The organism is Gordonia tangerina, assembly GCF_021556435.1.
GTDB classification, from domain to species: Bacteria; Actinomycetota; Actinomycetes; order Mycobacteriales; family Mycobacteriaceae; genus Gordonia; species Gordonia tangerina.
The window spans coordinates 29,097-46,550 of record NZ_JAKGCU010000009.1; the positions used below are offsets into that span (position 1 = coordinate 29,097).

Below are 17,454 nucleotides of genomic sequence, written 5' to 3' on the forward strand. Positions count from 1 at the left end.
CGACGGTGTGAACCGGAACCGGACTCGACCGCTCAGTATGCCACGCGGATCCCGCAGCGAAGAAATCCGTTCCGGACCCAACACCACTGCACGATCCACGCGGTCATCGCGCGATCCTTCGGCACCAACGCGACCCCCACCGCGTTCATTCCCGCACGCCATATGAACTACCGTGCTTAGGCATACCTAACTCACGATGCCTTCCGGGCATCGCACACCGCCCGCGACGAACGGGCCAACCCGCGAGGATCCCATGCCGCTCGACAGTTCTTCTCCCCCGGTGCTGCGCGAATCGAGCTCCCGCCACGTACCGACGCGTGTGAGGTCGAAGTGGTCGAGGAAGAACCCCTATCGGGCGACGGTGGTGGCGAACACCGTGCTGTCCGGTCCGGGTTCGGACAAGGAGGTCCGCCACATCGTGCTCTCGCTCGGTGACAGCGGGATCGAGTATCAGCCCGGTGATGGCATCAACGTCTGGCCGGTGAACGACCCGGACGTGGTCGCCCGGATCATCGATCGGTTGGGCGTCGCACCCGACACCCCCGTCGCCGATCGCCGCACCACCCGAGCGCTCTGCGAAGCACTGACCCATGGATACGAGGTCTGCACCGCGCCGGAAGATCTGCTGCGACTGATCGCGTGCCGGACCGGCAACCCCGAGCTGAACAGCCTTGTCGCCGACGACGTCGCCCGGGATGCCCGCGATGCCTGGCTGGCCGGCAAAGACGTCCTCGATCTGCTCGAGGTCGACCGCTCGGTGGTCATCGCCCCCGAGGAACTGATCGCCCAATTGCGTCCACTCGTGCACCGGCAGTACTCGATCTCGTCGAGTCCGCTGGTGCATGGCTCGACCGTCCACCTGACGATGGCCACTGTGCGTCATGACGGAGCCGACCGACGCCGCGGCGGCACATGCTCGACCTTCGTCGCCGACCGCCGACCGGCGGGCACCGAGGTCGACGTGTTCGTTTCGGCCAACCGCGCCTTCCGTCTGCCACCCGATGACATCAAGGCCATCATGATCGGCCCGGGCACCGGTATCGCGCCGTTCCGCGCATTCCTGCACGAACGTGCGGCCCGCCGGGCCAGCGGTGGCAACTGGCTGTTCTTCGGCGACAGACACCGCGAACACGATCACATCTACGCCGACGAGATCGAGGGCTTCGTCGCCGACGGCCTGCTGAGCCGCGTCGACCTGGCTTTCTCCCGTGATCAGGAGCACAAGATCTACGTTCAGGACCGGATGCGGGAACAGGGCGCGGCGCTCTACGCGTGGCTGTCGGAAGGAGCGCACATATACGTCTGTGGAGACGCGACCCGGATGGCCCCCGATGTCGATACCGCGTTGCTCGACATCATCGCCGAGCACGGCGGGCTGTCGACGACCGCAGCCCACGGCGTCGTGGACGAACTGCGGCGCACCAAGCGCTACGTGCGCGACGTCTACTGACGGGCTAGACGACACAGCTGCCGGTTGACGCTTCGATCGCGTCAACCGGCAGCTGTGGTGATCCCTCGCGCCGACGGGTGGGACTAGTCGTCGTTCATCGCTCCCGGCGCGGTCTTCTGGACCTGCATCAGGAACTCCACGTTCGACTTGGTCTTCTTCAGCTGGCTGATCAACAGGTCGATGGCCTGCTGGGAGTCCAGACCCGACAGCACACGGCGCAGCTTGTGCACGATCTGGAACTCCTCCGGCGACAGCAGGAGTTCGTCCTTGCGAGTACCGGACGGGTTCACGTCGACCGCGGGGAAGACTCGGCGTTCGGCGATCTTACGATCGAGCTTCAGCTCGGCATTGCCGGTTCCCTTGAACTCCTCGAAGATGACCGTGTCGCCCGTGGAGCCGGTCTCGACCATCGCCGTCGCGATGATCGTCAGCGATCCGCCGTGCTCGATGTTGCGTGCCGCGCCGAGGAACCGCTTCGGCGGATAGAGCGCGGTCGAGTCGACACCGCCGGAGAGGATGCGACCCGATGCCGGGGATGCGTTGTTGTAGGCGCGCCCGAGTCGGGTGATCGAGTCGAGCAGCACCACCACGTCTTTGCCGTTCTCCACCAGCCGCTTGGCACGCTCGATCGCGAGTTCGGCGACCGACGTGTGATCTGACGGCGGACGGTCGAACGTCGACGCGATGACCTCGCCCTTCACCGAGCGCTGCATGTCGGTGACCTCTTCGGGACGCTCGTCGACGAGCACCACCATCAGATGGCATTCCGGGTTGTTGATGGTGATCGCGTTCGCGACGTCCTGCAGAATCGTCGTCTTGCCTGCCTTCGGCGGCGACACGATCAGCGCACGTTGTCCCTTGCCGATGGGCATTATCAGGTCGATGACCCGGGTGTCGAGCCGCTCGGGGGTGGTCTCCAGACGCAGCCGCTGATTAGGGTACAGCGGCGTCAGTTTGCCGAACTCGGGGCGCTTCTTCGCGGTGTCGATGTCGGTGCCGTTCACCGAGTCCAACCGGACGAGCGGGTTGAACTTCTGGCGCTGGTTGGGCTGCTCGCCCTCGCGGGGCACCTTGACCGCACCGGTAATGGCGTCACCCCGGCGCAGGCCGTTCTTCCGGACCATGTTCATCGATACGTACACGTCGTTCGCACCCGCGAGATAGCCCGAAGTACGCACGAATGCGTAGTTGTCGAGCACGTCGAGGATGCCGGCGACGGGCTGCAGCACATCGTCCTCGGAGACCTGGGGTTCCGCACCGCCCGACGAGTCACGGTCACGCCCGCGGCGACGTTCCCGGAACCGGCGTCCCCGCCGGCCGCGGCCGCTGCCGTCTCCGTCACCGTCGTCGTCGCGGTTGTTGCGCTGATCCCGGTTGTTCTGACCACCCTGGTTGCCCTGGCCGTCCCGGTTGTCGCGCTGGTTGTTGTTGTCGCGGCCGCCCTGCGAGTCCCGGTTCTGGTTCCGGTTGGGGCTGTTCTGATTGCGGTTGCGCCCGCGATTGCGCTGGTCATCACCGGATTCGTCAGCGCCGGCGGTGGGTGCGGCCTCGGCGTCCTTGGGTCGCTTCGACTCGGCGTCGGTCGACTTCGCGGCGACCTCCCCATTGCCCGCCGCCGTGTCGGCGGTGGCCTCGCTACCCGATTCCTCGGCTGCAGCGCGAGCGCGTCGACGACCCCGCGCCGGGGTCTCGCCGTCCTTCACCGCAAGCTGGTCGGAGTCGGACTCGGTGCTGGTCGGCGCCTCGGCCTTGGGACGACGTCCCCGCCCCTTGGCCGGCGCCGACTCTTCCTCGGCGAGGCTCAACTGAGCCGACTCACCCTTCTGGGCTGCGCCGGAGGAGGCCTGACGTTCCTTGATGGCGGCGATCAGGTCGCCCTTGCGCATACCGGAGGTGCCCTTGATGCCGAGTTCACCGGCGAGTGCACGTAGCTCTGTGAGCACCATCCCGGACAGCCCACTACGGGCGCGGGTCGAGGAGCCACGTGTGGTCGAACTCACCGCAGGCGAGGAATCCTCGCTGTTCGAGGATGCTGGTGCGGTGATCAGGTCCGTTTCCGTCACGGATGTCCTTTCGTTCCCCCGAGCAGAGCGTGGGCTCGCCGGGGTTCCTTTGTCACCCCGCCGCATTCGGCGGGCTTCGTCCCCGTCGGAGATGTCCCTGGGATTCTCCTCAGAAGACGGTCAGAAGAAATGTGGTCCGCTCCGGTGTGTCCGATGGACGTGCTCGGCGACTCCTGACAGAAGATCATGCGACCGGCACCGGGCCAGCAGCCTGGATCGTAGATCGGAGAGGAGCACGGCAAGACAAGCCTGCGCGGCTAGACCCGTTCATCGTAACTCGTCCGGATGATACGGGCAACATACCGACGGTTCCAATTCTTCCCGATGCCCCACAGCTCGCTCATGCGCGACGACCCGAGTCGTCTCTGTCGGCACAACCGCATCGGACGCGCGTCGGATCGGACACGCATCGGATGTAGGGCCTCAGGATGGCCGCGTGATCTCGACTCCCCCGGCGATGGCCACCGTCGACGGTACGTATCCGGAAGCAAGCGCGATGTCGCGCGCGTCTGCGGGAACCGGTCCGGCCGACAACACGAGCACGGTGGGCCCAGCGCCGGAGACGGTCGCAGCCAGGCCACGTGCGCGCAGTTGCGCAACGAGGCCGGCGGTGGGGGCCATCGCGTCGGCCCGGTAGTCCTGATGCAGTCGATCCTCGGTGGCGGCGAACAATGCCGTGGGATCGGAGGTGAGCGCCACCACGGCCAACGCCGCACGGCTGACGTTGAACACCGCATCGCGTCGCGGCACCGATTCCGGCAGCAGGCCACGCGTCACCGAGGTCGACGACTCGGTATCGGGCACGAACACCGTCGCAGTGATGTCCGGGTGCACCACCAGTCGTCGTGCGCGGTAGCGGTTCTGGTGGGCCCCATGTTCGATCCAGGTCACCACGGCCGAACCGAGCACACTTGCGGCCGCATTGTCCGGGTGTCCTTCGAATTCCGAGGACAGCTGCACCATCTCGTCGGCGTCGAAGGCGTCGCGCACCCCCGCACCTTCCAACAGGCCCGAGGCCGCGGCGAGACCGGAGACGGCCGCGGCCGCCGAGGACCCCAATCCGCGTGAATGCGGAATCGCGTTGACACACCGCAGCTTCAACCCACCGGCCACCGCACCTGCCGCATCGAGGCCGCGGAAGATGGCGCGCGCCACCAGATGTGAGGCGTCACGCGGGACCTCCAGGGCGGCTTCGCCGATCACCTCGACTTCGACCCCGGATGCGGTCGTCTCCACGATCAGTTCGTCGTAGATCCCCAGCGCCACGCCCAGGCAGTCGAATCCCGGCCCCAGGTTCGCGCTCGACGCGGGAACCCGCACGCGCACCGAAATTCCTTCGGGGATCAGCACTCTGGCGTCACTGACGGCCGTCTCATCGGTCATCGCGGTGTCCACACCCGGGGACTCAGCGGACACCGAGCGCATCGGCCACGGCCACCGGGTCCACGGGGATCGCCTCCACTTCCGGCATCCCGGACAGCGCGGTGTCCGGATCCTTGAGACCGTTACCGGTCACCGTGCAGACCACCGTCGAGCCGGCCGCGACCCAGCCGTCGGCGCGTGCGGCGAGCAGACCTGCGACACCGGCCGCCGATGCCGGCTCCACGAACACACCCTCGCGCCCGGCGATGAGACGATAGGCCTCGAGCAGCTTCTCGTCGGTGGCGGCCCGGAACTGTCCGGAGGATTCCTCCTTGGCGGCGACCGCCTGGTTCCAGCTCGCCGGCGAACCGATCCGGATGGCGGTGGCGATGGTCTCCGGCTCCTTGACCGGTGCACCATCGACCAACGGCGCGGCCCCGGCGGCCTGCACACCCAGCATGCGCGGTACCGACCCACTCACACCGTCGCGGTGGTACTCGGTGTAGCCCTTCCAGTACGCGGTGATGTTGCCCGCATTGCCCACCGGAAGCGCGTGGACGTCGGGAGCGCGACCGAGCACGTCGACGATCTCGAACGCGGCGGTCTTCTGCCCCTCGATCCGGGACGGGTTGACCGAATTGACCAGTTCGATCTCGCCGAACTCGGCGGTCGCCTTACGTGCGAGCTCCAGGCAGTCGTCGAAGTTGCCCTGGACCTGGATGATCTTGGCACCGTGCATGACGGCCTGCGCAAGCTTGCCCATCGCGATCTTGCCCTCGGGGATCAGCACCGCGCAGGTGATCCCGGCCCGCGTGGCGTATGCGGCAGCCGACGCCGAGGTGTTGCCGGTCGATGCGCACAACACGGCGGTCTTGCCGTTGTTGACCGCGGTACTGACGGCCATGGTCATCCCGCGGTCTTTGAACGACCCGGTCGGGTTGAGCCCCTCGACCTTGAGGTACACCTCGCAGTCGGTGATCTCCGACAGGTGCGGCGCGGCGATGAGCGGCGTCCCACCCTCCAGCAGGGTGACGACGCGCCAGTCGTCACCGACCGGGAGTCGATCACGGTAGGCCTCGATCAATCCGGGCCACTGCCGGTGCACCGGGGTCACGTCAGTCATCGGTTCCTTCCAATCGCAGAACGCTCGACACTTTGAGCACTGCATCCATGTCTTCGAGTGCGGCAACGCATTCCGATTGCGCCCGGTCGGGTGCGCGATGCGTCATCAGGATCAGCCGCGCGTCGTCGCCGGCACCCTCCTGCCGGACCGCGGCGATCGAGACCGACCGCTTGGTGAACTCGCCGGCGACTTGCGCCAGCACCCCGGCCCGGTCGGCCACCTTCATCGAGATGTAGTAGCGCGTCGGCACATCGTCGACCGGCGCGATCGGGAGCGACGCGTACGTCGACTCCAGCGGGCCGCGACCACCGTGCACCTTGTTGCGCGCCGCCATCACCATGTCGCCCAACACCGCCGACGCGGTGGGTGCGCCACCGGCACCCTGACCGTAGAACATCAGTCGCCCGGCGTTCTCGGCTTCCACCACAACCGCGTTGAACGCTCCGCTGACGGTGGCCAACGGGTGGGTCAGCGGAATCAGGGCCGGGTACACGCGCGCCGAGATCCGCTGCCGCCCGTCCGCGTCGTGGACGCGCTCACAGATCGACAGCAGCTTGACCGTGCAATCGAACTTCTTCGCCGCGACCAGGTCGGCCGCGGAGACCGAGGTGATGCCCTCGCGGTGCACGTCGGCCGCGGTGACCCGGGTATGGAAGGCGATGGACGCGAGGATGGCCGCCTTGGCGGCGGCATCGTAGCCCTCCACGTCGGCCGTCGGGTCGGCCTCCGCGTATCCGAGTCGGCCGGCCTCGGCCAGGGTGTCGGCGTAGTCGGCGCCCGTCTCGTCCATCGCACTGAGGATGAAGTTGGTGGTGCCGTTCACGATTCCGGCCACCCGTTCGACGGTGTCACCGGCCAGCGACTGCATCAGCGGGCGCACCACCGGGATCGCGCCGGCGACGGCTGCCTCGAAGTACAGATCCACCTTCGCATCGGCTGCCGCGGTGGCGAGTTCGCCGGTGTACTCGGCCAACAGCGCCTTGTTCGCGGTGACCACCGACTTGCCGTGCTCCAGTGCCGTACGGATGAGACCGCGGGCCGGGTCGATCCCGCCCATGAGTTCCACCACGATGTCCACGTCGTCGCGGGCCACCAGCGCGTCCGGATCGTCGGTCAGCAGCTCCTGGGCGACCTTGCGGGGTTTGCTCAGGTCGCGCACCGCCACGCCGCGCAACTCCACCGGCGCACCCACGCGGGATCGCAGATCATCGGCATTGTCGGCGATGATGCGCACCACTTCGGCACCTACATTTCCCATGCCGAGCACGGCCACGCCGATGGTGCGATCTGGGGTCGGGTTCATTCGGTCACCTCCAAGGCGAGGAAGTCGTCGATGGTCTCACGGCGCAACATCATTCGGGCCGATCCGGCGCGCACCGAGGTCACTGCGGGACGCAACACCATGTTGTAGCGGCTCGACATCGAATAGCAGTACGCCCCGGTTGCGGCGACGGCGACGAGGTCGCCCGGACCGACATCGCCCGGCAGCCAACAGTCCTTGATCACGATATCGCCGCTCTCGCAGTGTTTACCGACCACCCGACTGACCACTGCGGGCGCCTCGGAGACCCGCGACACCAGGCGAATGTCGTATTCGGCCTGATACAGCCCGGTCCTGATGTTGTCACTCATGCCACCGTCGACGGAGACGTATCGGCGGGTGAGGTTCTTGCCGACCGTCACATCCTTGACCGTGCCCACGCGGTACAGGGTGACCGTCCCGGGTCCGGCGATCGCGCGACCCGGCTCCACGGCGAGGGTGGGCATCGGGAGGCCGACGGCGGCCGACTCGCGCCGCACGATGTCGGCGAGAGTCTCCGCGACGTCACCGATCGGCAGCGGGTCGTCCTCCGGGAGATACGAGATACCCAGTCCGCCACCGAGATCGACGATCGACAGCTGGGACGTCTTGTCGACACCGAATTCGGCGACGACGTCTTTGAGCAGGCCCAAGACGCGGTGGGCAGCGACCTCGAAGCCGTCCATGTCGAAGATCTGCGAGCCGATGTGGCTGTGCAGACCCACCAGGCGCAGGTTGTCGGTGGCGAAGACCCGGCGCACGGCCGCCATCGCCACTCCCCCGGCAAGCGCAAACCCGAATTTCTGGTCGTCGTGCGCGGTCGAGATGAACTCGTGGGTGTGGGCCTCCACACCCACGGTGACCCGGACGAGTACATCGGCGACCACCCCGCGCGCACCGGCGAGCTCGTCGAGCCGCTCGATCTCGACCATCGAATCGAGAACGATGTGCCCGACTCCCATGTCGAGTGCCAGCGCCAGTTCCTCGACGCTCTTGTTGTTGCCGTGCAGGGCGATTCGCTCCGGCGGGAAACCGGCGTGCCGGGCGATGGCCAACTCACCGCCGGTGCACACGTCCAGCGACAGCCCCTCCTCGTCCACCCACCGGGCGATCTGGGTACTCAGGAAGGCTTTCGACGCGTAGTGCACGCGGCCGTAGGGGCCGAACGCCGCGAGCATGTCGGCGCAGCGGGATCGAAAGTCCGCCTCGTCGACGATGAACAGCGGAGTGCCGTAGGTGTCGGCGAGTTGCGCCACGCCGACTCCGGCGATCTCGACCTCACCGGTGTCGCGACGCGCAGCATTGCGCGGCCACACGTGCGCCGGGATCTTCGCGAGTTCGGCGGGGTCGCTGGGCCGCTCGGCGAGATGCGGTGCGGCCAACATCTCGGCATGCCGGGGTCCGGCGGGGTGCGCGTTCACATCCGCTCCGGTGCGCTGACGCCGACCAGGTCGAGCCCGTTGGCGATCACCTGACGGGTCGCATCGCACAACGCCAGCCGCGCGGCGTGGATGTCGGCGGCGGGTTCGTCGCCCTGCGGGAGCACACGGCACCGGGCGTAGAACCGGTGATAGGCGCCGGCGAGACTCTCCAGGTACCGACAGATCCGATGTGGTTCACGCAGTTCCGCGGCGGTCGCCACCACCTCGTCGAAGTCGCCGATGGTGCGGATCAGGTCGCCTTCGGCGGGGTCGTCGAGCAGATCCAGATGCGAGGTCGACATCGTCAACCCCAGATCGGCGGCGTTGCGCGACAACGCCGACAACCGGGCGTGTGCGTATTGCACGTAGTACACCGGATTGTCGTTGGACTGCTTGCGCAGCAAGTCGAGGTCGATGTCGATGTTGACGTCGACCGACGAGCGGATCAGCGCATATCGTGCGGCGTCGGTTCCCACCGCGTCGACGAGGTCGTCGAGGGTGATGACGGTGCCCGCCCGCTTGCTCATGCGCACCGGTGTGCCGTCGCGGACCAGATTGACCATCTGGCCGATGAGCACCTCGACGCTCGCCGGGTCGTCACCGAGCGCCGCCGCCGCGGCCTTCAATCGGCTGATGTAGCCGTGATGATCGGCGCCGAGCATGTAGATGCAGAGGTCGAAGCCGCGGTTGCGCTTGTCCTTGTAGTACGCGATGTCACCGGCGATATAGGCGGCGTCGCCGTCGCTCTTGATGACCACGCGGTCTTTGTCGTCGCCGAAGTCGCTGGACCGCAGCCACCAGGCGCCGTCGGCCTCGTAGAGGTTGCCGTTGGCCTTCAACTCGCCGATACACTCGTCGACCAGCCCGGACGTGAACATCTTGTTCTCGTGGGTGTAGACGTCGAAGTCGGTGCCGAAGTCGTGCAGGCTGGTCTTGATGTGGTCGAACATCGACTCGACCCCGACGGACCGGAACGTCTCGAGCCGCTGCGCATCGGGCTGGTCGAGCACATCAGGCACCTGCGCGAGAACATAGGCCGCGATCTCGGCGATGTAGTCGCCGGCATAGCCGTCCTCCGGGGTGGCCTCCCCACGTGCCGACGCCTCCAGTGAACGGGCGAAGCGATCGATCTGCGTGCCGTGATCGTTGAAGTAGTACTCGCGGGTGACCGCGGCGCCGCGTGCCGCGAGTACTCTGCCGAGGGCGTCGCCGACAGCCGCCCACCGGGTGCCGCCCAGATGGATGGGCCCGGTCGGATTGGCCGACACGAACTCGAGGTTGATGCGTCGTCCGGCGAGATCGTCGCCCCGGCCGTAGCCCGCGGCACTGTCCAACACCGAGGCGACCACGGAATTCTGCGCGGCTGCCGCCAGCCAGATGTTCACAAAGCCCGGCCCGGCGACCTCGGCTTTCGCGATGCCGTCGGTAGCGGCGAACGCGTCGGCCAGCCAGCCGGCGAGGTCGCGCGGTGCCACACCGAGCTTTTTGCCGAGCCGCAGCGCGATGTTGGTCGCATAATCGCCGTGGTCAGCGTGGCGCGGCCGCTCGACCACGACGGATTCGGGCACGGCCGCATCATCGAGCCCGCGGTCGCGGACGACGGTCACGGTCACCGTGCGCAGCAGCGCAGCGAGGTCGGCGGGAGTCACGGAACATCATCCTATTGGCCCATGTCCCCGCAGGGATAATCGCCTCCGCCTGCCCGGCGTGCGCGTGGGCGAAAACCGGCATTTCCGACGTTGCGTAGACTGGCCGTCGCTGTGCCGATCTCCCCGCCGCCGCGGGGAGATCGACGTTCGGCGGCGAATGAGATCGGTGAAAGAGAGCTATGGCGCGCACCCCGGGAGCCAACGTCCCCAAGGCCGGCCGAGGATCGGGTGCCCGGCGCGGCATCGACTGGATGATCGTCGGGGCCATCGTGCTGGTGCTCGCGCTGATCGGTGGTCTGATCTGGTACCTGCTGCCGAAGTTCCGCGACCAGCAGGAAGCCCAAGAACTCAAACCGCAGACGGTTGCGGAGTTCGTGCCATCGGCGCAGAACCCGGACCCGTCCGACGCGATCGATGGCGTCACCAAGATCTATTACCAGGCCGCTCAGCACGTGCGGGCCGACCAGCGCGTGGCCTACGACCAGTCGCCGCCATTCGGCGGCCCGCACGACGAGGTCTGGGCCACCTGCACCGGCATCGTGTACCCGGACGCATTGCGCTCGGAGAACGCCGTACATGCGCTCGAGCACGGCGCGGTGTGGATCGCCTACAACCCGGACACGATCAGCGACGCGGACCTCGACGTGCTGACGAAGAAGGTCATTGGTGAACAGTTCCTGTTCATGTCGCCGTATCCGGGCCTGGACCAGGCGATCTCACTGCAGAGCTGGGGACATCAGCTGAAGCTCGATACCGCCGACGATCCGCGCGTCGACCAGTTCATCACCGCCTTGCGACGCAACACCACGCCCGGCGTCTACTCAGAGAATCCGGCCGCCGCGGCGTTCCCCGAGACGCAGGCCGCCTGTGCCGCCATCCCGGGGGCCTTCGACCCCAGCGACCCGCCGGCTGCCGACGAGGGCCAACCCGGCCCTGACGCCGTGCAGATGGACGGGACCGGCGCGACGTCGGGCGCCGGTCAGGACATGGGCACCGGCGCACAGGCGCCGACCGACGCAACGGGTACGCCATGACCGACGGTGACGGTATGACCGACGGTGACGGTATGAACGACGGGGCGCACGATGCCCACGGAACCGACCGCGAGGACCGGGCACCCGATCCGGAATCAGCTGCCGCATCACGCAGGATGTTGCTGAGCACCCTGGCCACGGTGGCTGTGCTCCTCGTGGGGATGGGGCTGGGCCTGCTTATCGCGTCCATGCTGCACAGCGACGACGCGGAGTCCGACGCGGCGCCCGCGACCGATTCCGCTGCGGTCGGGTTCGCCCAGGACATGATCCGCCACCATGAGCAGGGAGTCGAGATGGCGGCGATCGAACTCGAGAACGGTACCGACCCGCAGGTCCGCAGCATGGCCTTCGACATCCTGACCACGCAGAGCAACGAGATCGGGCAGATGCAGTCGTGGCTGACGAGGTGGGGTCAACCTCTGATCAACCCGAGCAGCCCGATGGCGTGGATGGGTCACGAGATGAGCGACTCGGCGGCGTCGTCGGGCACCCCGCACGACCACGGCACCTCCGACGGGCACGAGCACGGCACCTCCGACGAGCATTCCGCGGCGCACGACGGCGCAGGCATGGCGCCCGAGGATGCGATGCCCGCAGTTCCATACGCCGAACCCCCGATGCCCGGGATGGCCACCCCGGCCGAGATGGACCGCTTGCGGTCGACACAGGGCGCCGACACCGACGTCTACTTCCTGCAGCTCATGCTGCGCCATCACGAGGGCGGGATCGAGATGATGGAGTACGCGACCGACCCCGACCAGGTCTCCGAGGACTACGTTCGTGCCCTCGCCGCCGGCATGCAGCGCACTCAGACCAAGGAGATCGCGATCCTCACCGCGATGATCGGCGAACGTGGCGCACAGCCCCTGCCGATGAACTGAATCGGACGTGACCGACGGTCAATCCTGGTCCCAGCGCGGAAGCGTCAGGGCGGCGGACAGCCAGAAGCACACCGCCCCGACGAACGTCCCGGTGTTGGCGACCGACTGGCTGATCACCACCCCGGTGGAATCCACGTATGCGCCGACCGCGGAGACCCCGAAGGCGATGCAGCCGAGCAGGTTGATCTGCACCGCCCACCACTCTCGTCGTCCCGGCGCCCAGATCCGCACCGCGTGGGCGAACACCAGCACCGCGAGCACCCCGCTCACCAAGAAGGCGACCGATCCCGCAGCGTCCGGCGTCCAGACCTGCCGCCTCTCCTGCACGACGGTGTCCGCGTGCAGAGCCGCTGCGGTGCTCACGTTGAACAACAGGGTTCCACCGAACTGCGTTGCCGACGAAAGCCATTCGGTGCGAATGTGTTTTCGCCCGGATACCTCGGTGGTGGCGTCGCCACTGAGCACCAGTTGGATCAGCGCAGCACCGGTGAAGAACCAGGCACCCACGAAGAAACTCACATTTGCGGCTGACGAACCCGCCCATGCAACGAACCCCGGTGCCGACCCGAGCGCGAACAATGCGGATCCGATCATGAATCCCCAGCACTGCTTGTCGACGGTGGCCGCGAAGTACCGATCCGGTCCGGTAGCGGCGACTTGTGTAGTCATAGGTGAATCTTGCGGTGCGGACCCCGATTCGGCGCGGCAAACCGGGCAACGTTCATCGAAGATTGATTCGCATCGTGCAGGTGCATCGCACACCGACCGGAGGTCGGCAGGGATGTGACAGTGCGCCCGCGCAAAAATCTTTCAAACCACAGTGGGCGCACACCGACCGGAGGTCGGCAGCGATGTGACAGTGCCCCCGATAGGATTCGAACTTGCCGTTTCGGTCCTGCCGTTGGTAGCCGATGATCTGGCGTTTCGCGCCTCTCACCTGCTGCTACGTCACGATACACTAATGCCACGCGTTGTCACCAGATGACGCAAATTGACACGCGGATAGTCACGCGGATCGCACGACAGGATGGGGTAGATGGCAGGAAAGAAGGGTCACCGAGGGTGGGGATACATCCGGAGACTCCCGTCCGGCCGCCACCAGGCGTCCTACATCGGACCCGACTTGCAGCGCCACACCGGGCCGACGACGTACGCGAGCAGAGTCGACGCAGAAGGCTGGCTTGCGACCGAACGACGCAAGATCGAACTCGACGCATGGGAGCCACCGCGACTGGCGAAAGACCGCGCACGAGCCCAGGTCGTCACCGTCGCCGACTACTGCGAGCGGTGGATCGCCGAACGCCGCATCAAGCCCGGCACTCGCACCGTCTACACGTCGATGCTCACCAACCACATCGCGCCCACGATCGGCACTGTCGCGCTCCGCAACCTCTCCCCTGCCGCTGTACGTGCCTGGTACTCCAACCTCGGAACCGACCACCCCCGACGCAACTCCCATGCGTACGGCCTACTGCACGCCGCGTGCGCCACCGCGGTCGCAGACGGCCTGATGCCGGCGAACCCGTGCTCGATTCCGAAGGCGATGAACCCATCCCGGCGCCGCGACCCTCTCATCCTCGAGATCCCCGAGGTCGAGGCTCTGGCTGCTGCGATCCGCCCCGACCGCCTGCGCGCGCTGATCCTGCTGTCCGCTTGGTGCGGCGCACGATGGGGCGAGGTGTCCGAGCTCCGCCGCCGCGACTTCTCCGACGGCTGCGAAGTCGTCACCATCTCTCGCGCAGTCGCACGCCGCGACGGCGAATACCTCGTCGACACACCGAAATCCGGCAGAGGCCGCGCAGTAGTCGTGCCACCGCACATACGCGCCGACGTACAGAGACACCTCGACGACAACGTCGGCCGCACTGGGGATGCGTTACTGTTCCCGGCTGCTGGGGGCGGGCACATGAACTCGCGAGTCTTCCAGAAGGACTACTTCGACCCGGCCGCCGAAGCCATTGGCCGCAAAGGGCTACGTCCGCACGACCTCCGCCACTTCGCCGGCACCCAGGCTGCCCGCGTCGGGAACCTCGTGGAGACGATGGGGCGGCTCGGGCACTCGACCGTCAAGGCGAGTCTCATCTACCAGCAGATCGTCAGCGGACGCGACGCCGAAGTGGCTGCCGCGTTGTCGGCTCTCGCCAGCAGCCCGAAGGGCAACGATGATGAGTGACATCGAATCCGCGATTGAGCAGCTGCGCGCGATCGCCGACAGCGAGAAGGCCCACCGCCGCCATCGCGTTGTGTGCGCTGTATGCGGCAGCGACGTTCTCATTGTCTGGAACACTGACCCCCTCGTCATGCGCGTCTCAGAGACCGCGGGAAACAACTATTACCCAGCGCGCAGCGGTGAGATTGATCCACCCGGCGATGACTCATTCGCCGCCGAATGGTCACGGGCGCAACGGGACACCGCGATTAACAAACGGGCGAAACGGTGGAGCCGCCCCTACCTTTGTTCCGACATCCTCGACGCGGCGCTACGAACTGACACCCCGCCACCGCTGAGGCTGCCTTGCCGATGCGCCCAACCTGTCCACGTGAGCATCCCTCAATTGGTTCTGGATATCGAGACACACCGTGACAAGCGAAGCCTCAAGCCGACACGGTTGCGGTAGTGTAGGCAGCATCGTCAGGCGGGAGCCCGCGAATGCCTCGGCAGTGCTGAGGAAGTTTCGACACTCAATGGGCGTGCGAGTGTCAGGTCCAATCATGGAGCTGACACATGCCCAAATCGCCGACGGTCTCTCGCCGTCTCGAATCACTCACCAACGCCGCCGAATACGCTGACGTCTCTACGCGCACAATCCGCCGCTACATCGCAGCCGGTCGACTGACCGCCTATCGCGTCGGGCCGCGCCTCATCAAGGTCGACCTTAACGACCTCGACGCCATGCTTCGCCCAGTCGGGGGTGACGCAGCATGAGGCACACCAACTACGACCAGCTCGAGCATCACGCCGATCTCGGGCTCACCGAGGACGGCGACCTCGTCGGCGGTGATGTCGAATGAGTCCCGGAAACGCCGCCGCCCCCGGCCGGGCAACCAGGGGCGGACGCGAGACTTCAGATGGCGGACGGAAGCTCGACCCCGAGTCTATCAACCTCGACGCCTATCTCGATCCAGCCGACAGGCTCATGTTGGCCGCGTTGCGCGAGGGCACATTCGTCCTCGCTGTCCGTTGCCGGGTCTGTGGCGCTCCCCTGACGTCGAAACGCTCTCGCGCACTCGGCGTCGGCCCTGACTGCCGGCGCCGCACGGTCGACCGTCGTCATGACACGAACGGTTGCGCGGCGAAGGCCGGTGGTCCCGCGTGAGCTACCCCGAAGTCCGCAACTACGTCCAGCGTCTCGTCGGCGAGCACGGCGGCCCGGCGCCAATAGCTGGATCGCCCACCTGGTGCGCGCTGTCTGACGACAACCCGGCGAAACTCCTGGCTGTCCTGCATTGCGGCACTCGCTGGGTCCTCGAGGAGGCTATGGCGTCCATCGACGAACGTCGCCTCGCCGAGAAGGCTGCCGCGGTCGAAGTCTCCCAGGCCGCCGACTGGGCACGGGTCGGATCCGAGATCCGGCGCCGCGACGAATGGCTGCGCACGCACCCATGGGCGAAGCGGGAGGTGAGCGCGTGACCGACACCCTTCTGCACAGCCTCGTCAGCGCCGAATGGCTCGACCGCCAGACCTTCCCCCCGCTCGTCGAGGTCGTGCCCGACATCATCAGCGAAGGCTTCGGCCTCGTCGTCGGACCACCGAAGGCCGGCAAGTCGTGGCTCGTCGGCAACATCGCGATGTCCGTCTCCGCCGGCGGCCGCGCACTCGGCAAGGTACCCGTCGCTCAACGGCCGGTCCTGTATGCCGCTCTCGAGGACGGACACCGTCGACTGCAGAGCAGGTTCCGCACCATCGCCGAGGGGCAGGCACTCCCCGCCGCGCTCGACGTCCTCATCGACATCGAACCCGGCATGGTGCGCCACACCTTCGCCGAATGGCTACTACGACACCAGGACTCACAGCCGTTCATCATCCTCGACACCCTCGGACGGGCACGCCCACAACGCAAGGCCGGTGAGGACGCCTACATCGCCGACTACCAACTCGGCGCCGGTCTCAAGGCGCTCGTCGACGAGATCCCGGGCTCAGGGCTCCTCGCGGTGCACCACAGCCGCAAAGCGGAATCGTCAGACTTCGTCGATGCCGTGTCCGGGACACAGGGCATCGCGGGCAGCGCCGACTACGTCCTGGTGCTCAACCGCAAACGGCAGTCCGACGAGGCTGTCCTGTCGGTGACCGGCCGCGACGTCGCGGAACGCGAGGTCGCGCTACGCACGGACTCAGGTCGATGGACTCTCGACGGTATCGACGTCCCAGCCGCCAGCCGCACCGTCGAGATCCGCCGCGAACGCGCCAACCTCGGCGATCGGAGCTCGCAGGTGCTCGACATCGTTGCCGCGAAAGGCGAGGCACGCGCCGCGGACGTCGCAGAGTCGCTCGGAATCTCGAACGACGACGCCGGCCGCTATCTCCGACGCCTCGTCGAGGGCGGTCGGATCACCAAACGAGGTCGCGGAGTCTTCGCCCTATCACTGTCCGAAGCGTCCGAATGTCCGATCCCACCAGTAACGCCAAGGTCAACTGTCCTCCCTTTCCGAACGCCTTCGGACACACCGGACGCTTCGGACACCCCTACACACCAGGAGAACTGAACGATGACCATCTCACCCAACCTCGCCACCGACATCCTCATCCACGCCGCACGCCAGACCGTCGCCTGCCACGAGTGGGTTGACGACCGCCTCGGCGATCACGGCGTCTGCGACGACCTCCCCGACGAGACCGAAGCACTCGCCGGCCGCACCGCCGACCTCCGGAGAGCCGTCCACGAGTTCACCCACTACAGCGACCGACGACCAGTCGCAGCGGTCGAGATCATCGACGGTCACACCCACGTGCACTACACCTTCGAGGCGATCATCGAGCAGCCCGGCGAACGGCTGCTGTTCACCTCGCGACGCCCAGCCGACCCTGACGAACCCGACCGAGGGCACTACCGCGTGTACGCCGACGACAGGGCCGCAACACTGCGGGTCGAGGCCTACGGGCCGCTGGAGTTGGCATGACCAACCCGACACCACCGACGCATCCTCGTGAGCGCTCCGACGAGACGCCGTTC

The 17,454-nt window shown here is 66.9% G+C and carries 16 protein-coding genes; 9 read left to right on the plus strand and 7 right to left on the minus strand.

From position 1 onward, the window contains the following. Positions 1 to 253 precede the first annotated feature (253 nt). On the plus strand, positions 254 to 1,450 hold the full coding sequence (locus L1892_RS11810; protein ID WP_268900239.1) for a diflavin oxidoreductase: 1,197 nt from the start codon (positions 254 to 256) through the stop codon (positions 1,448 to 1,450). 83 nt (positions 1,451 to 1,533) lie between these two features. Here the strand turns inward: L1892_RS11810 and rho are convergent, their stop codons facing one another. The 6 genes from rho to argS all read right to left on the minus strand — a co-directional run bounded on the left by rho (position 1,534) and on the right by argS (position 10,368). Next, positions 1,534 to 3,513: a transcription termination factor Rho gene (gene rho / locus L1892_RS11815; protein WP_235723789.1), complete on the minus strand. Its 1,980-nt coding sequence runs from the start codon at positions 3,511 to 3,513 to the stop codon at positions 1,534 to 1,536. 423 nt (positions 3,514 to 3,936) lie between these two features. Further along, the gene (gene thrB, locus L1892_RS11820; RefSeq protein WP_372475005.1) at positions 3,937 to 4,938 is read right to left on the minus strand and encodes a homoserine kinase; all 1,002 of its coding nucleotides are present in this window, start codon (positions 4,936 to 4,938) and stop codon (positions 3,937 to 3,939) included. After that, a complete protein-coding gene (thrC, locus tag L1892_RS11825) occupies positions 4,919 to 5,998 on the minus strand; it encodes a threonine synthase (RefSeq protein WP_235723791.1) in 1,080 nt (359 codons plus the stop codon). Before thrC ends, thrB begins: the two co-directional genes overlap by 20 nt. Continuing rightward, positions 5,991 to 7,301: a homoserine dehydrogenase gene (locus L1892_RS11830; RefSeq protein WP_235723792.1), complete on the minus strand. Its 1,311-nt coding sequence runs from the start codon at positions 7,299 to 7,301 to the stop codon at positions 5,991 to 5,993. Before L1892_RS11830 ends, thrC begins: the two co-directional genes overlap by 8 nt. Next, positions 7,298 to 8,719: a diaminopimelate decarboxylase gene (lysA, locus tag L1892_RS11835; protein WP_235723793.1), complete on the minus strand. Its 1,422-nt coding sequence runs from the start codon at positions 8,717 to 8,719 to the stop codon at positions 7,298 to 7,300. Before lysA ends, L1892_RS11830 begins: the two co-directional genes overlap by 4 nt. Then, on the minus strand, positions 8,716 to 10,368 hold the full coding sequence (gene argS, locus L1892_RS11840) for an arginine--tRNA ligase (protein WP_235723794.1): 1,653 nt from the start codon (positions 10,366 to 10,368) through the stop codon (positions 8,716 to 8,718). Before argS ends, lysA begins: the two co-directional genes overlap by 4 nt. Positions 10,369 to 10,547: 179 nt before the next feature. On the opposite strand from argS, the gene L1892_RS11845 reads away from it, so the two are divergent. Together L1892_RS11845 and L1892_RS11850 are read left to right on the plus strand one after the other, a co-directional pair. Then, a complete protein-coding gene (locus L1892_RS11845; RefSeq protein WP_235723795.1) occupies positions 10,548 to 11,402 on the plus strand; it encodes a thioredoxin-like domain-containing protein in 855 nt (284 codons plus the stop codon). Positions 11,403 to 11,416: 14 nt separating this feature from the next. After that, complete coding sequence (locus L1892_RS11850) at positions 11,417 to 12,283, plus strand: DUF305 domain-containing protein (RefSeq protein WP_372475006.1); 867 nt, start codon at positions 11,417 to 11,419, stop codon at positions 12,281 to 12,283. Between the two features lie 18 nt (positions 12,284 to 12,301). Here the strand turns inward: L1892_RS11850 and L1892_RS11855 are convergent, their stop codons facing one another. Then, positions 12,302 to 12,952: a hypothetical protein gene (locus tag L1892_RS11855; RefSeq protein WP_235723796.1), complete on the minus strand. Its 651-nt coding sequence runs from the start codon at positions 12,950 to 12,952 to the stop codon at positions 12,302 to 12,304. Between the two features lie 367 nt (positions 12,953 to 13,319). Between L1892_RS11855 and L1892_RS11860 the strand changes: the two genes are divergently transcribed. The 6 genes from L1892_RS11860 (at position 13,320) to L1892_RS11880 (ending at position 17,401) form a co-directional block, all read left to right on the plus strand. Further along, on the plus strand, positions 13,320 to 14,456 hold the full coding sequence (locus L1892_RS11860) for a tyrosine-type recombinase/integrase (RefSeq protein ID WP_235723797.1): 1,137 nt from the start codon (positions 13,320 to 13,322) through the stop codon (positions 14,454 to 14,456). 552 nt (positions 14,457 to 15,008) lie between these two features. Next, complete coding sequence (locus L1892_RS11865) at positions 15,009 to 15,209, plus strand: helix-turn-helix domain-containing protein (protein ID WP_235723798.1); 201 nt, start codon at positions 15,009 to 15,011, stop codon at positions 15,207 to 15,209. Positions 15,210 to 15,420: 211 nt separating this feature from the next. Then, positions 15,421 to 15,600 carry a DUF6011 domain-containing protein gene (locus tag L1892_RS25030; RefSeq protein WP_372475016.1) on the plus strand — a complete coding sequence of 60 codons (180 nt, stop codon included), beginning with the start codon at positions 15,421 to 15,423 and terminating at the stop codon, positions 15,598 to 15,600. After that, positions 15,597 to 15,914 carry a DUF2742 domain-containing protein gene (locus L1892_RS11870; RefSeq protein WP_235723799.1) on the plus strand — a complete coding sequence of 106 codons (318 nt, stop codon included), beginning with the start codon at positions 15,597 to 15,599 and terminating at the stop codon, positions 15,912 to 15,914. Before L1892_RS25030 ends, L1892_RS11870 begins: the two co-directional genes overlap by 4 nt. Next, positions 15,911 to 16,987 carry an AAA family ATPase gene (locus L1892_RS11875; RefSeq protein WP_235723800.1) on the plus strand — a complete coding sequence of 359 codons (1,077 nt, stop codon included), beginning with the start codon at positions 15,911 to 15,913 and terminating at the stop codon, positions 16,985 to 16,987. Before L1892_RS11870 ends, L1892_RS11875 begins: the two co-directional genes overlap by 4 nt. A gap of 3 nt (positions 16,988 to 16,990) precedes the next feature. After that, positions 16,991 to 17,401, plus strand: a complete 411-nt coding sequence (locus L1892_RS11880; RefSeq protein WP_235723801.1) for a hypothetical protein — start codon at positions 16,991 to 16,993, stop codon at positions 17,399 to 17,401. Positions 17,402 to 17,454: the final 53 nt, after the last annotated feature.

Coding starts and splice junctions, on each gene's coding strand:
- L1892_RS11810 (WP_268900239.1), top strand. CDS start 254: ATGCCGCTCGACAGTTCTTCTCCCCCGGTGCTGCGCGAATCGAGCTCC.
- thrB (WP_372475005.1), bottom strand. CDS start 4,938: ATGCGCTCGGTGTCCGCTGAGTCCCCGGGTGTGGACACCGCGATGACC.
- thrC (WP_235723791.1), bottom strand. CDS start 5,998: ATGACTGACGTGACCCCGGTGCACCGGCAGTGGCCCGGATTGATCGAG.
- L1892_RS11830 (WP_235723792.1), bottom strand. CDS start 7,301: ATGAACCCGACCCCAGATCGCACCATCGGCGTGGCCGTGCTCGGCATG.
- L1892_RS11845 (WP_235723795.1), top strand. CDS start 10,548: ATGGCGCGCACCCCGGGAGCCAACGTCCCCAAGGCCGGCCGAGGATCG.
- L1892_RS11850 (WP_372475006.1), top strand. CDS start 11,417: ATGACCGACGGTGACGGTATGAACGACGGGGCGCACGATGCCCACGGA.
- L1892_RS11855 (WP_235723796.1), bottom strand. CDS start 12,952: ATGACTACACAAGTCGCCGCTACCGGACCGGATCGGTACTTCGCGGCC.
- L1892_RS11860 (WP_235723797.1), top strand. CDS start 13,320: ATGGCAGGAAAGAAGGGTCACCGAGGGTGGGGATACATCCGGAGACTC.
- L1892_RS11865 (WP_235723798.1), top strand. CDS start 15,009: ATGCCCAAATCGCCGACGGTCTCTCGCCGTCTCGAATCACTCACCAAC.
- L1892_RS25030 (WP_372475016.1), top strand. CDS start 15,421: ATGTTGGCCGCGTTGCGCGAGGGCACATTCGTCCTCGCTGTCCGTTGC.
- L1892_RS11880 (WP_235723801.1), top strand. CDS start 16,991: ATGACCATCTCACCCAACCTCGCCACCGACATCCTCATCCACGCCGCA.